This is a genomic window from uncultured Gimesia sp. (assembly GCF_937910335.1).
In the GTDB taxonomy this organism is placed as follows: Bacteria; Planctomycetota; Planctomycetia; order Planctomycetales; family Planctomycetaceae; genus Gimesia.
Genome location: NZ_CALEMX010000527.1, coordinates 13,331 through 28,811, shown reverse-complemented (window position 1 = coordinate 28,811; position 15,481 = coordinate 13,331). Strand labels below are relative to the sequence as shown.

Sequence of the window (15,481 nt, the reverse complement as noted above, 5' to 3'; positions counted from 1 at the left end):
AAAAGACAGCCAACCTGCCAGAGAGAGGGCAGGATTTGAAACATCTGGCCGAAGTTTTCTGGGTCTTGGGCCGCTCCCGCCGCGCAATCCGTTGTCTCACACGTTCCATTATCTTTTTCTCTCTCAGTAACCACTCGGCAGAAGAACAGAAGGCGTATTCCCGTCTGCAAGAATTGCGACGACTGCATTCAGTTCGCAAGCATAACCCACTCCTAAATTGACTGCATTGGCTTTGGAAAGAGAAAGCAGGGAGCATTCAAATTTCGACGACTGTCCACTTGCGAACAGCCCCCCTGTCTGATGATAATTAGGGTTTAAGCGGGGTCGATCCATAAAATTCCTGATACTGATCTGAAACTGGTGTATTCTTCCAAGGAATTTTTCGTTTCGAATTAATTACAAGCGATATCCCAAAATATCTCAAAGGTCATTCATGCCTATTAAGGTTCGCTGTAAAGAATGCAACACTTCATTTTCTGTGAAAGATGAAGCAGAAGGCAAGCGGGTTCGTTGCAAAGGTTGCGGGGCTCCGGTCAGAGTCTCTAAGGGACCGAAAAAAAAACGCAGCCCTTCCGGCAAAGCTGAAGATACTGATGATTTTCTGACCAGTTTTGACATCAGCAAGATTGAAGACGAAGGGGCCAAAATATGCCCCCGCTGTGGTAATGATGTCGACGAGGAAGATATTGAGTGCAGCAATTGCGGAGTCGAACTGACTACGGGGCGAATGACTGAAGCGACGCGTAAAAAACGGAAACGCAAAGGTCCTGCCGTTGAAGAGTTCTACAAAAAATCATGGGGAGACGCTTACACCTTTCTGGGAAACCATACCGGTCTGGTGATGAAAACTTTTATATATTCGATCATCTCCAGTACCTTGTTTTTTTGTTCGGTCTTTATGTCGCTCTGGTGTCATCAAGGTCCACCACGCGCATTCTGGAGTTTTCTCGCTTTTGTTTCCATTATGGCAATTCCTGGTTGGATCTGGTTTATGCAGACCGAAGTTGTTCGTTTTGCATTACAGAAAAAGGCAAAACTCAAACGCATCAACTTCGATTTTTTCTTATGCTCTGCATTGGGCATTAAATTTATTTCCTGGTTCATCCTGTTCAGCCTGCCAGCGCAAGCAATCTTTGGCACACTGGGTTACTATTATATTTCGAACGATTCGATTCTCGTCGGTGCGATCCTGATCGCCATTGGCTTTATCCCCACCTTTATCATGTTCCCCCTGGCAATGCCGCATATGACTATGGTGGACACCACTCCCGGATGGATGCCGCATAAACTGGGAAAAATATTCCTGGGACTAGCCAAACCAGCTCTTTTCTGTGGCATGGTTTTCCTGCTTACGAATTTACCAGCCATTGGTTGTCTGGCAGGAATTGGCGCTGTCTCTGGAAATGATCTCAACACATTTTTCTCGAACGTGCGTTTCAATTCAGCGGTCGCGGCAGATGAGCAGGCTAAGGTGTATGCAGAAGAAAATAAAATCAAAGACTTTCAGCCGGGCAAACTGGTTGGTGAAAAACCGGAAGTATTAGATGCGAAAGTTCTTATCATACCCTCAGTTCTCTGGCTGTTTACCTGCATCTTTTATGCACCCGCGATGATTTATAATGCACGTGTCAACGGGTTAATGGCTTTACATAGCAAACCGGACCTGGACCTGATCACAAAAACAGAAGATCTGAAATACGTCTCGAAGTCCGATCGCAAAAACAGTAACGCCATGAATTCACCCGGACAAATTGCGCTGATTGGAGTACTGGGAGGCATCGGAGTCTGGTTATTTAACTTTGTCATTCTGATAGCCTTCACATCGGTTTGTTTGGCGCTGAATCTACCTGCGATACTCTTTGTAATAGGATTAGCGATGATCCTTTTCACGCCACCTCTTATCGCTGTAGTCTGTTGGATTATCAGCTTGATCGAGCTGGGTAAAAAAGATGGAGCCGGCCATTGCATCCTTGGGGTCGTCTTTTTTCCTTATGCCTACGGGAAGGGATGGACCTATATCCGTAAAAATAAGCTGATGGGCAAAGTCATGCTGACTTGGACTCTCATGTTTTCCTTTTACTTTTTTGCCTTAATTATCAACTTCATGTTCAACACCCCCATACCTGGTAGCCAACAACCAGACAATGCCCCACAAGCCGCAGTTGCACCAGCCGACCCTGCAGCGGGCGATGTGCCCGCTGATCCCGCTGCTGCAGATGGAATGCCTGCTGATCCCGCTGCCGTTGATCCTGCTGCCGTTGATCCCGCAGCCGGTGGCCCTGCAGTGCCTTAATTACCAATTTATTCACTGGCTAAAAGCCTCTGGTTGACAGGCCTCTCTGGTTGTTTACAATAGGGAAAGTTACCACCGCTCTTCCCTCCTGCTCATCCAGCGGGCAAATGGAGTGGGTACTCCTGATTCACCCTTCCACTACAGCGTGATATCATCGGGAGCCATTTACAATGTTCCATTTGTTCTGAGCAGTACCCGCTCGTCCAACCGATACCATTTACAGATCTTTCTGTAAATCGTAGACAGAGACAGTGCTGTTCGGTATTGGTCTCTCCAGAATGATATAGTTCCATGAAACCACATTCTCACGATCTATTTGACGAATCAACCATGAGTTTCGGGGATCACCTTGAATCTCTTCGCGTTCATTTATGGAAAGCATTAATTGGTCTGGCGATCTGTGTAGTGGGTGCTTTATTCATCGGGCACAAAATTGTCGAGGTCGTCCGCGCTCCCATTGATTCCGCATTAAAAGAATATAATCTGGATAAGCTGCCTCGAGAAAACGAAGACGAGACTGAAAACGTACAGAAAGAATCCATCGATGAATTAATTGTCAGTCTCGGCAGCAAGACGGAACCAACAGCCGAAACGAAAGCATTGCAAAAAATTCTGCGAGATTATCAATTCCGTTTAAACAGCATCGAAGAGACGATGGCAGAGCCAGTCACTCTGGCAGTACAGGAAGCGTTTACAACCATCTATCTGAAAGTCTCCTTCATTGCGGGACTGGTCTTTGCCAGCCCGTGGGTGATATATCAAATCTGGTTGTTTGTAGCAGCGGGGCTTTATCCACACGAGCGCAAGTATGTCTATATCTATCTTCCTATCAGCATCTTTCTGTTTCTGGGTGGAGCCCTGTTCTGTTTTTATGCCGTGTTTCCCTTCGTACTCAACTTCCTGTTGAGCTTCAATAAACTACTGGGTGTGAATCCTCAAATTCGACTCTCGGAATGGATCAGCTTTGCCGTCACGCTTCCGGTGATGTTCGGCCTTAGTTTTCAATTGCCTCTGATCATGTTGTTCATGGAACGAATTTCCATATTTACTGTGAAAGACTACCATGAAAAACGCCGCATGGCGATTTTGATCATTTCGATTATTTCCATGCTGATGACTCCTGCTGATCCAATGAGTATGGTTTTAATGATGTTGCCTTTGATCCTGCTTTATGAATTGGGGATTCTCATGTGCAAATTCTTCCCGAACGCCAACGCCAGTCCTTTTGACGACGCCTGAAATCCAGGCCATCTTCAGTTCCATTTTCCTCTGTTCATGGTTTGATGTCTTTCACTACAATACCCGCCTTGGGACACAGTTTCCCTGAGAACTGATTGCGCCTGCTGCAAAACCATAGAGGATTGATATGAAAGCCGCTGAACGGGAAACCGTCATCGAACCAATTGCCCGGTCAACAAAGAAAAAAAAACTTCTCAGGCTCTTGATCATCGTCTGCATGATCGTAGCTGCGTGTGTGTTGATCTGGGAAGAAATTCTGGAAGATCGTCTGGTTGCCAAACGCTGGGGAGTGGTCGAACCAGGCAAGATCTATCGTAGCGGCCAAATCTCCAGCTACTTGATCGAGCCTGTGTTGCGCGAAAATAAAATCGAAAAAGTGATTGCCCTGAATGGAAGCGATTTAAAAAAGCCTTATCTGAAAACGGAAGTAGAAACGGCCCGAAAACTGAAAATTGATCATCAGGTCTTACACCTGATCGGTGATGGCACGGGCAATGTAGAAGATTATGCTAAAGCCGTCGCAGAAATTATGCGCTGCGAGAAAGCGGGCAAACCAGTTCTCGTACACTGCGCTGCCGGCGCCCAGCGAACCGGCGGTGTCGTTGCCGCTTATCGAATGCTGGTTCAGAAAAAGTCGCCTGAAGAAGCCTATCGAGAGCTGTTAGAATACAATTGGAAACCACATAAAGATCAGGCACTCATCGATTACCTTAATCAGAATCTGGCCACACTTTCCAAACTGCTGGAACAGAAAATTGACTGGTACGAACCACCGGCCACCATTCCCGTCATTGGTAAGTAATGCGACTTTACGTCGCAAACATCACTTTCTCAGACCTGCAAATTGATTTCTGAGATATTCCTGAACTGTGATGGTTTTCACGTCTTTGTTTTTTCGCAACGTTTCCCAGTGGTGAATCAATCCACGATCTTTATGATCCAGTTTCCAGTGAATTCTGTGCTCGGCTCGTAAATGCAGATTCTCTTCCAGCCGTGTCTGTAATTCCACCTCTGTGGGTATCAGATCGCGCGATCGTAATTCCTCATTCAATTTAATCCGCGAACCGGGTGGCAGTGTATACGGATGAAGCACATAATTTAAGCGTGCCATCCAATCTGCAAATCGTAAATACGTTCCGACGGCCGCTTTCTGCTCGGGAGCCACGCACTGCACATGATAGTTGACGAGTTGACTCTCCAGAATCAGTTGGTTTTTTTGTTCCTCAAACTGAACATCAAAAACAGGATCGAGTTGAAACTTCAACTGTTCCGCGATCACTTTACCCGTCGATTCCTGCCTTTTGATTTTATCGTGGATGTATTCCTGTGTCTGATGCCGCGCTACATTTAGCAGGTTTTTAATTTCATCAAAATTAATCATGGCTTTGATCATCCTGGATTCATTCAGAATGATCAATCGCTTCCGAGCAGGATCGAAGATTGTGACTTCGCCTAGACCATCCACAGAATCATAAACTTTTTCTGCGTGAAAGATCGAGACGCTACGAGACACAATCGCTGGATCAACATTCTGCTGATGATGATAAACCGTTGTACGAATCCGAAATTCCTGTGCGATACAGGGATTGATTCCCATAACAGACGCAACAGTCAACATGCCAGCGGCGACCAGTAATCTCCACATAGTGGTTTTACTTTCCTGAGATAAAAATTTGCAGACGACCGCCTGCTTCAAAGGTTGTGAAATTGAGTGGCAGTTTTTTGAGGATTTATTACAGTAGAATGGGGATAAGAATGGAGAGAAGAGAAGCGAAGACTAAAAAAAAGGCTGTTTTTCTGCAAGAGGAACTTTTAAGCCACTACTTATGTTGCATTTGGAACAAAGCACTTGCCCCTGGCTTTCCGTATAGAAGAAATCGCCGTAAACCATTTATTAACAGCAGGTTGCTATCCAAAACCTGTCTGTGTTTTCCTATTATTTTCTCACTCAATGCAGCATCTGGTTTCCATTTCCTCAGGCATACTTCATAATTAAGTTTACCTCTCTCTATTTTAGATTCATATTTCAGCTCGAAATCGAAAAACAGGCCCCCACATGAGTTCCAAGTCCGCCAAAAAACAGCGAAAAAATCCCATTGATACGCCCCCGCCGAGCATACATCATCTGGAAATCCCGGACGATCTGGTTCCCAAAGAAATCCAAGACAAAGTAAAATCTGCTTCAGAAAACGACATTCTCTGTCAGTCCTATCCTTACCGAACCAAAATGAAGCGTGAGAAATATGAAAAAGAGCTGAAACTATTGCAGATTGAAATGTTGAAACTTCAAAAGTGGGCTCAGGAAAATGGAGAACGGGTCGTACTTTTGTTTGAGGGCCGTGATGCTGCCGGCAAAGGGGGAACGATTAAGCGATTTATGGAACACCTGAATCCTCGTGGTGCACGCGTTGTGGCTTTAGCAAAACCGAGTGAAACGGAACGAGGCCAATGGTACTTTCAACGCTATATTCAACGTCTTCCCACCAACGGCGAAATCGTTTTATTTGATCGGTCCTGGTATAACCGTGGCGTTGTGGAACCAGTCATGAATTTTTGCCGCCCCCATGAACACCACACTTTTCTGCGTGAAGCTCCTCAGTTGGAAAACATGCTTGTGAATTCCGGCATCCATTTTTTCAAACTTTGGTTCTCAGTCAGTCGCGAAGAACAGTTTCGCCGCTTTAAAGCCCGAGAAACAGATAAGCTCAAACATTGGAAGCTGACTTCCATTGATATCAAAAGTCTCGGGCTCTGGGACGAATACACCGAAGCACAAAATACCATGCTGATGGCAACAGACACCAAAGCCAGCCCTTGGACCGTGATTCATTCCGATGACAAACGGCGCGCGCGTCTCAGTTGCCTGAGCTACGTTCTGGATCAAATCGATTACGCTGATAAAAATCAGTCACTGGTCGGAAATTTTGATTCCAAAATCATTGGGACCAAAGAAATGATGTATGACACGAGTAAGTGGTAAGTAGTTGCCTTTTTCTGCAAACAACCAACCTTCAATACATTAAATACTTCGCCCGCCTGATGGCGAAGTCAACCAGATCATCCTGGTATAATGCTTGAATCTGAGACACTGGTTTTCCAGCAACGATGGAATCAAATGCGCGTTGATTTGCCAGGAGGCGGTTCAAATTTTTTGTCTCCCACTCATTGGGAAACAAATTGCGTAATTGATGAGCCAATTCCAGTCCCGTTCTTACTGATTGAAATTGCCTTCGATCAGTGATAATGAAATTCACGCCGCCACACAACTCTCCTGTGAACTTACTAGACTTTGGTGTAAATCGAACGGGTACAAAACGCACTCCGGGCAGCCCTGACTGATTTAACTGTCGCGCCAGTTTCATACCATCCAGCCAGGGGGCACCAATCCATTCAAAGGGCGTATCCGTTCCCCGGCCTACCGACAGATTGGTTGTTTCCAGCAAACCGATGCCGGGATACAATAGCGCTTCGTTCAGATTTCGCATGTTAGGAGAAGGATTTACCCAGGTCTGGCCGGTCGCATCGTAGTACATTTCCCGTTTCCAGTTCTGCAGCGGAATCACCTGCAAGTCGACGCCGATGTTCATTTCGCTGTTAAACATCCGCGCCAATTCTCCCACCGTCATACCATGTCGAACTGGAATACGGTGATAGCCCACAAACGACTGTGCTCCCTCATCAAGCAAAGGTCCGGCAAAATCCACACCGTTAATGGGATTGGGTCGATCCAGAACAATAAATTTGAGTCCCTGTTTTTTCGCTGCCTGCATCGCATTACCCATCGTAGAAATGTAGGTATAAAACCGCGTACCTATATCTTGAATATCGAATACCAGTGCATCCAGTCCCTGCAAACTCTCCGGCGTTGGCGTTCTGGTTTTTCCGTAAAGACTGAATATTTTCAGCCCTGTTTTGTCATCCGTTGAATCACCGATTTTCGAAACATCCAGTTTGCCGGCGAAACCATGTTCAGGACTGAATAATGTGACCAGCTTGACCTGCGATGCCTCATGTAAAATTTGCACGCCACTCTTTCCATTGCGGCTTAAACCGGTGTGATTGGAAATCAAGCCGATTTTCAATCCTTTCAATGATTGAAAATTTTCCTGCATCAAGACATCAAGACCCGTTTGCACAGATAAACTGCTTTGAGAAACGACTGTCGACTCAACCTGCTGAACTGCTTGCCCCGAGATCGCAGCGGCTGCAATCGTTCCAATTCGTCCTGCCAGCGAATTGATGGAGCCTTTTCCATCCGGATGAACACGATTACTAAGAAAAATCACGAATAGATCCTGCGCAGGATCGATCCAGAGAGAGGTTCCGGTAAATCCGCCATGTCCAAAAGCCTCACGCGAGAAAAAATCACCTCGATTGGAAGAATAACGCGACAAGTTATCCCAGCCGAGACCGCGTACCACATCAGCAACCGGGTAATGGCGGGTCATGATATTCACAGTCTCCGGTTTTAATATACGGACACCCTGATACGAACCTTGTGCAAGCATGGCCTGTGCATAAATTGCCAGATCTTCTGCTGTCGAAAATAAACCTGCGTGCCCTGCTACTCCACCCAGAGCATAAGCTCGCGGGTCATGCACTTCACCTTGCATCCAGCGTTTTTCACGTTGCTGTGTCGTAGCTGCTCGTTTCTTTAGCTCGGGCGAAGGAAGATAACCGGTCTCTTCCATCCCTAAAGGTTGAAAAATATTTTTTCTTGAAAACTCATGGACAGACTGACCTGTTACGCGTTTCACTATTTCGGCCAGTAAAATGAAACCCACGTCCGTATAAACAAAACGAGTGCCCGGTGCATAATAAAGCTTGAGAGCATAAATTCGCTGCATCGCTTTCTCAGGACCATCGCGATAATCTTTCATCGAATTATCGGGAATTAATCCACCCTGATGAGTCAATAACTGATATACAGTCACAGCCTGTTTGCCGTTCGCCGCAAATTCTGGAATGTGCCGAGAAACGGGATCATTGAGTTTCAGCTTGCCCTGCTCGACTAACTGCATCACACTCGTGGCGGTAGCGATCGGTTTCGTTAACGACGCCATATCAAACACCGTGTCGGCAGTCATCGCTATTTTCTCAGGCTGAAGTTGACGATAACCATAGGCTTTCCGGAAAACAATCTTGCCCTTGTATCCCACCAACACGACCGCACCAGGCATCGAATTGCGATCTAGACCGCGCTGTATCACAAAATCGATCAGTGACATCCGCCCCGCATTCATTCCAACAGATTCAGGTCTAACGTGCGGCAGCCGAGGAGGGGCAGCTAGATTACTACTCTGCAAACCTAAAATGAACATCAGAAAACAGGATGTAAGCAAAGCAGGGCGATTCATCGATTAATCCTACGGTTGAAGTCAGGTTGAATGATGTTGTTTCTGGAACCTTTAAAAATCTTCCCATTGAAACCGGGCCGCCATCGGCATTCGACGTCCCGATCCAAAAGCACGGCTGGATAGCTTAATTCCCGGAGGCATTTGTCTACGTTTAAATTCATTTTGATCTAATTTATTAGCTACCCAGCGAATCGTTTCGATGGGATATTTCTCGGACAGACTTTTGATAGAAAGTTCGTCTTCAATCAAGCCTTTCAAAATTCCATCCAATAAATCATAAGGAGGCAGGGAATCCTGGTCGAGCTGATTGGGAGCCAATTCCGCACTCGGCGGCTTTTCCAGAATATTTTCGGGAATCAATATCCGTCCCGCACGTTGATTCACATAGCGGGACACTAGATAAACATCGCGTTTGAAAACATCGCAGAGCACAGCAAACCCTCCTGCCATGTCTCCATAAAGCGTGCAATAACCCACGGCCAATTCACTTTTGTTTCCGGTCGCCAGAGCCATCCAACCATGCTGATTACTTCGAACCATGACATTTGCACCACGAATGCGAGCCTGTAGATTCTGATCGGGCAGTCCGGCAGGCTGCAAATGTAAATCATCACCAATTACGGGCAGGTTTTCGTAGGCACGATGCACTTCATCGATGGGAATGATTTCATAATCCAATCCCAAATTCTTCACCAACTCCAGCGAATCCGAGATGCTGTGCTTGCTGCTGTAGCGGCTGGGAAGCAACAATGCATGTACGCGCTCGGGTCCTATTGCCTCAGCCGCAATCGCACAGGCCAGCGCACTATCGATCCCACCGGATAAACCCAGCACGCAATCGGTAAACCCGCATTTCTGCATATAGTCCCGTAATCCGAGCACGAGCGCCTGAAACAGTTGTGATTCGCGAGAACTCTCGACGGTTTCCATTGGAACCGGATCCAAAGATTTCTCTGTATCATAGTAGTTCAAATCTTCTTGAAATCCCGGTATCTGCAGAACGATTTGATTATTCCCGTCTGTCACAAAGCTATGCCCGTCAAACACCAGATCATCATTTCCACCCACTTGATTCACAAACAGGTAAGGAATGGCATATCGCTCGACGTGTGAATGCACAATTTCATGCCGTTGTTCGCGCTTGTCAATTTCAAAGGGGCTGGCTGAAATGTTGATCAGCAAATCAGAGCCAGCTTCTGCCAGCATCTTCACGGGATCCGGTAACTCAACCGGCTGATTGTGATAAAACGTATCCGGTTGCCCCCACCAGGCATCTTCGCAAATATGCAAGCCCAGTTTGAGTCCCTGAAACAGAATGGGTTGAATGCTACTTAGATCCGCACGACGAAAATAGCGGTGCTCGTCAAATACATCATAAGTCGGAAGCAGTAATTTATGAATTCTGGAGACGATCTTTCCCTGATGTAACAAGCTGGCTGCATTGGCGATTCGTCCTGCTGGAAGATCCCGCCCGGTAGGATGACCCAGAATCACACCTATCTTCGATTTGATCTGTCGCGACAGCCGCTCCACCCCCCGATCACATGCCTCGACAAAACCTTCCCGCAACAGGATGTCCTTGGGAGGATAGCCACAGACGGCGAGTTCTGAAAAGAGAACCAGGTCGGCGCCCGCCTGTTCTGCCTGATGAATGACTTCCAGAATTCGCTCACAATTTCCACGCAGATCACCCACTGTTGGATTGAGTTGTGCCAAGGCAATTTTCACAGACGTGCTTTTCCCATCAGACTAATGCAATAGTAATGGCGATTTTAGCAACCATTCGGGCTGTATCACTAAAATTCGCTGAATTCCGGCTCTCATTCAACTGTACTTACAAAAAATAGTACGAATCACCCTCTTTTTTTTGACCGATCAACAGTTGCGAACTAAGTTTAGATGAGCAGGTCCGCATCTCTCAAGGGAACAAGGCCATTCTTAAAGCTCACTTTGTAGCGATTCCCCCATCTCGAATCACTCAGGGACTGAGATCTTACATGGTACATTCTAGAAAAAATTCTTTAGCAAAAACAGGCACTCAATCTTTACTGAGCCATACTTCGATTCTGATTATCAGTATCTTTGTGCTCGGTATGGCCATGGGTGGGATTTCGTCTCTCCCTGCAGACAGCACCTATCTAATGATGGGTGTTTTCGGGCTGATTTCCTATTTTGGACTGGGAACTTTGGCGAGTACCAGAGAGCGGAAGCGACGTGATCAACTCATGGAGAAAAAGGAAGAAGCGTTGGAAGGACGGCTTGAACGTCATCTTACAAATGACTCTCAAAACAACTCGCCTCAACGTGTTGCAGCAACCTGTCTCGATCCGAGTAGCCAATACCAGTCGGTGAATAAGCAGTCTATTTCGTATCGGAATCGCCATTAAACTTCAGGCGAATGTGTCGCAGCGATCCGAGTTCGGCTCTAACCGGCAACAGGCAGATTAGAAACCGACTCTGACTTCGCTGAAATACTAGTTTGCTGAAGGTGGGCTGACCCGGCTAACGTGGCTCAAGGCATTCTTCGCAGCAGTTCTCACTTCGGAATTCGTATCAAAGCGTGCCTTTTGCAGTTCCGGGATTGATCTTCGGGCAGCGGGCCCTATTTCCCCCAGTGCGTAAGCGGCTCCAGCACGTACCTGACTTGCTTTATCCTGCAAAGCAATTGACAATGCGCTAATCACGCGATCATCTTGCGGTTTCAGATCGGCCAGACTATAGCTGGCCAGCCAGCGGATATTTACATCCTTGGACTGCAAACAATCAGACAGAGTATTATGGGCCTGATATTTCCAGTCAGAATTCCGGGCCAGCAATTCTGCCGTATGCATCCGAACATAATCATTATTATCTGACAGTGATCGAACCAGAATCGGCGTCAATTCCTGAGAATGGAAACCAATCTGTGACAGAACGGCTGCAGCAAATGAACGATCACTTTCGACTGATGAATTCATCGCTTCAATCAGAGTGGGAATCGAATCATTCGTATTTCCTTCGATTTTCCACAAAGAAAATGCGCTCTGAATTCGTACGCCCCTGTTTTCGTGCAACAATAGAGATCGTAACGCAGGCACCGCAGCGATAGCCGCCGATTCCATCGCACCTAGACGTTGTATTGACTGTTTCAACATGGGAATATCATGCGACTCAAGTTGCTGGACTAACACCAGCACTTCCCCTTTAGCGGCAGGGCACATCGTGGTGGCTGTCAAAGGTCGCATCACTTCCTGCTTCGGTCGACTAACCAGAGCATTCTGTACCATCAGTTTCTGATTCCGCTTAACCGGCTCTGTATCAACACTTCGTGAAATGGTTCTGATAACCTGACTGGGATTTGAAGTTTTCGCATCAGGGTCTACAGGATTCCATTTACCTATGTCATTGAGAACATGATCTGCAAAAGGAGACTGGGTCGATTGCATCCGACTGTAGTCAGTAAACCGACGATTCTCTTCGATCTGAGGCGAAGTCTGCCGCACTAATTGGACTTGAGGCTCTCGCACCACTAATTCTTCTTCGGGCGGAGTAAAACCGTCTATCAGCTCATTCTGTAATTCACGCATCAGCTCAAATGCAGAACGTTTTACTTTTGAATTCTTCCGAACCGGGTTTGAAACAACGTGCGCCACCGTTTTTCGACGAGCTACTTCTACTGGCTGTCTTTCATTTTTGACGGTTTGATTCACATCTTGATCTGTCAGGCTTCTGAAACTGACCTTTTCTTTTGTATCAGGACGAGTCTCGCTTTGTGCCAAAATCGTATCAAGTTGATTCCGTTTTTGTCTGGCATCTTTTCTCGAAGTCGATTTTTTGGCAATTTCCGGTTGAGACTCTTTAAATGACGATTCAGCTAACCGCGGATCTGTGAGAAACGGATTTTCGATCGTTTGTCCTCCATTCTCTTGAGTCAGACGATCCTGAATCACACGGAAAGGAGAATTCGTGGTTGCAGCGACCTCGGTCTTCTGCAGTTTGACTGATTTTTTCTTGTCTGTCACCTTAGCAGAAGATTCTGCGACTTTTTGAAAGAACTCATTGTCCGTTCTGCTAGTCGTCTGCTTCCCTTTAGTCTGCAAAGAGCGAGACTGGGCAACGAGTTTCCTGTCAGAGCGAGTTGACTTTAAAGCAGGATCACTGGAAAGCTGGGCGATATTCTGTTCAACCCGTTTTAATAATTGCTGATGTACTTTGTACTCTTCGGAGCCTGGCTTTAATTTTTGGGAAGCTTTCGTTTTACTGACCGCCAGCGATTGCTGATAATGCTTTAATGCCAGTTGCTTTTCACCACGCTCTGAGTGCAGGTGTGCGACAATTTCATGTGATTCTGCGGGCGTACTGATTTTACACAGCTGCGTATAAGTCTCCTGCATTTTGCCTTGAGTCCCAAGAACCGTCGCAAAACGGGTGATTGCCCGTTCGTCCTTGGGATCGAGTTCGACCGACTTCTTCAAGACGCCTTCGGCCTGCTTATATTTTTTCTGCTTATAAAGCGCGTAACCGTAATCACTCAACAGCTCGGCGTTCTCAGGTGTGAGTTCTTCTGCTTTTTTGAAGTATTCCAACGCTTCCTTACGTTCACCCAGTCGATAACTGACGATTGCCAGCCGGTGACAGGCAAGTGCGCGTTTCGGATCTGATTTATGAATTGATTCATAGGCTGCTTTTGCCTTCTTCAATTCTTTTTTCGTTTCCAGATCCTGAGCAACTGCCATTTTGCTATCCAGGACTTTTTGCCGTGCGGATGAAGGGAGCATAGCTGTGGGCATATGTGAACAGCCAACGAAGGGAACAGCGACAGAAGCTGAAAGAACCGCGGCCCAAATACTACAGCGCTTCATTATGAAATCCTCGAAAAAGATGAGTCGAGAGCAATTAGTTTGCTTTAGCCGTTGTGTAAATACACTTCCATAAACACATCTAAGAGGCCGTTCAAGTCTCTTTTGATTTGATCGCTCCAGGGGAGGTAAATTCTATTTACATCGATCATGCCAAATGAAATGCTTCGAACGACCACTCACGGCTTAATGAATAGTTCGGTTATTCACGTTGTGATGATGTAAAGGGAAGTACAGAATATCGCGTCCCTAACGAAGATCGTGCTGGAAGAGCTGATTACAACAGGTGTAATAATAGAGTGGCCTATTCCAGACGGGCAAAGTTTGACGATTATTCGGAATATGCGACCACAGTATGAAACCGATCTGAAGGTTTCCCGTATCACAGCCCTGAATTCCAGAGTTACAGGGGGGAGCTACTGCTCCAAAGTATTTAAAATCATCTGTAAGAGCTGAAAGGCAGCCGCAAGTTGTCGGCGTTGTCGAAGAGTGAGCTCCGGGCTGAAGTTACCAGCAAGTTGCAGCTCGTCGATGAGAGTATCACACTCGAAAGATTCAACGGTCATCAATTCGGGCGGGCTGTGGAGATCCGGTGATCGTCGACGAGCTATGGCAATACAAATCAACCCATCCTGATGTTTGGGTGCGTTCGGCCCTAAATGTCCGGAAATGGAAGCGGCCAATGATGCTTCGGGAGTTTGATTCAAAACACCCAATGCCATCTCTCTGGCAGTCTCACAACTCACATCCGTATATTTTTCCAGCGTCTCTGGCTGGACTCCCAGCCACTTCATCTTCGTATCCCAGCGGTAAACCACAGCCGATCCACAAAAGAAGTCGGAAATCCCCGGTAGACTGGTTAATAATGTTGCCAGTAAACCCCCTGTACAACTTTCCGCAATCACCAGTTTCTCGTCTTTTAACATCAACGCTGTTTTTACTTTGGTGGCAGCCTGCATTAAAAACTCGGGTAACATCGAGATCTCCTAAAAAACCACATCCGGTCCTCTATTGATAATTTACACGCCCCGCCATCTATTCTACAGTGTGTGCGTCGTAATAATTGCCTGCTTACTATAATCTCAAAGTGCCCCTGCGTTCTATCATGTCATGTTCTCAACCTGTGAATGATCTCAAACCCTACTTTCTCACTCTTGAAGATCTGGAAGGCCCCTTGAACTGGAGTCTCTTTTTCGGAAACGACAACCCAGTCGTTTTAGATGTGGGCGCAGGTCGCGGACTTTTCCTGTTCAATTCCAGTGAAGCCAACCCGGACAAAAATCATCTCGGTATGGAAATTAATTATCGCGAGGGACGCAGGGGAGCGACCCGACTACTGAAAGCAAACCGTTCCAACGCCCGCGTTCTGGGAGGTGATGCCAGAATTGCCTTTGATAAATATATTCCTGACTCATCCATCTCAGAGGTTCACGTTTACTTTCCTGATCCCTGGTGGAAAAAAAAACATCACAAACATCGAATCTTTACAGACGTGTTCGTCAAACAAATCACCACTGCACTCAAAAACGGTGGTGAGCTTCACTTCTGGACCGACGTAGAAGAATACTTTGATCGGGTTAAAAACCTGATGGATCATACCAGCCAGTTCACACGCAGGGAAACACCGGAAGAACATTCTCCCGAACATGAAATGGATTACCGAACCAGCTTTGAAAGAAAAAAACGAAAGGAAGGCTGGATCATCCATCGGGGATTATGGGAACTGCGGAAATAAGATACGGAATTTCGTTTTC

12 protein-coding genes are annotated in these 15,481 nt (G+C 46.5%); 7 read left to right on the top strand and 5 right to left on the bottom strand.

Going from position 1 to position 15,481, the window contains the following annotated elements; all coding sequences use genetic code 11:
* The 4 genes from Q0668_RS21775 to Q0668_RS21760 all read left to right on the top strand — a co-directional run.
* Positions 1-221: hypothetical protein (locus tag Q0668_RS21775; protein ID WP_298868525.1), on the top strand; the 221-nt coding region annotated here is incomplete at its 5' end.
* Between the two features lie 212 nt (positions 222-433).
* Positions 434-2,293, top strand: a complete 1,860-nt coding sequence (locus Q0668_RS21770; protein ID WP_298868522.1) for a hypothetical protein — start codon at positions 434-436, stop codon at positions 2,291-2,293.
* Between the two features lie 291 nt (positions 2,294-2,584).
* Positions 2,585-3,532: a twin-arginine translocase subunit TatC gene (tatC, locus tag Q0668_RS21765; RefSeq protein ID WP_298868520.1), complete on the top strand. Its 948-nt coding sequence runs from the start codon at positions 2,585-2,587 to the stop codon at positions 3,530-3,532.
* A gap of 127 nt (positions 3,533-3,659) precedes the next feature.
* A complete protein-coding gene (locus tag Q0668_RS21760) occupies positions 3,660-4,334 on the top strand; it encodes a dual specificity protein phosphatase family protein (protein WP_298868519.1) in 675 nt (224 codons plus the stop codon).
* 21 nt (positions 4,335-4,355) lie between these two features.
* On the opposite strand, the gene Q0668_RS21755 is transcribed toward Q0668_RS21760, so the two are convergent.
* Positions 4,356-5,177 (bottom strand): hypothetical protein, encoded by an 822-nt coding sequence (locus Q0668_RS21755; protein WP_298868517.1) that lies wholly within the window; start codon positions 5,175-5,177, stop codon positions 4,356-4,358.
* A gap of 411 nt (positions 5,178-5,588) precedes the next feature.
* Here Q0668_RS21755 and ppk2 point away from each other — a divergent pair, with 411 nt between their 5' ends.
* Complete coding sequence (gene ppk2 / locus Q0668_RS21750; RefSeq protein WP_298868515.1) at positions 5,589-6,512, top strand: polyphosphate kinase 2; 924 nt, start codon at positions 5,589-5,591, stop codon at positions 6,510-6,512.
* A 31-nt stretch (positions 6,513-6,543) separates the two neighbouring features.
* On the opposite strand, the gene Q0668_RS21745 is transcribed toward ppk2, so the two are convergent.
* Complete coding sequence (locus Q0668_RS21745; protein WP_298868513.1) at positions 6,544-8,889, bottom strand: exo-beta-N-acetylmuramidase NamZ domain-containing protein; 2,346 nt, start codon at positions 8,887-8,889, stop codon at positions 6,544-6,546.
* Between the two features lie 51 nt (positions 8,890-8,940).
* Entirely contained in the window at positions 8,941-10,617 is a 1,677-nt protein-coding gene (locus tag Q0668_RS21740) for an NAD+ synthase (protein ID WP_298868511.1), read from the bottom strand.
* 269 nt (positions 10,618-10,886) lie between these two features.
* On the opposite strand from Q0668_RS21740, the gene Q0668_RS21735 reads away from it, so the two are divergent.
* Positions 10,887-11,276 (top strand): hypothetical protein, encoded by a 390-nt coding sequence (locus Q0668_RS21735; protein ID WP_298868510.1) that lies wholly within the window; start codon positions 10,887-10,889, stop codon positions 11,274-11,276.
* Positions 11,277-11,363: 87 nt separating this feature from the next.
* Here the strand turns inward: Q0668_RS21735 and Q0668_RS21730 are convergent, their stop codons facing one another.
* Together Q0668_RS21730 and Q0668_RS21725 are read right to left on the bottom strand one after the other, a co-directional pair.
* Positions 11,364-13,730, bottom strand: coding sequence for a HEAT repeat domain-containing protein (locus Q0668_RS21730; RefSeq protein ID WP_298868508.1), 2,367 nt, complete (start codon positions 13,728-13,730; stop codon positions 11,364-11,366).
* Between the two features lie 413 nt (positions 13,731-14,143).
* Positions 14,144-14,704 (bottom strand): CinA family protein, encoded by a 561-nt coding sequence (locus Q0668_RS21725; protein ID WP_298868506.1) that lies wholly within the window; start codon positions 14,702-14,704, stop codon positions 14,144-14,146.
* Between the two features lie 128 nt (positions 14,705-14,832).
* Between Q0668_RS21725 and trmB the strand changes: the two genes are divergently transcribed.
* Entirely contained in the window at positions 14,833-15,462 is a 630-nt protein-coding gene (trmB, locus tag Q0668_RS21720) for a tRNA (guanosine(46)-N7)-methyltransferase TrmB (protein WP_298868504.1), read from the top strand.
* Positions 15,463-15,481 lie beyond the last annotated feature (19 nt).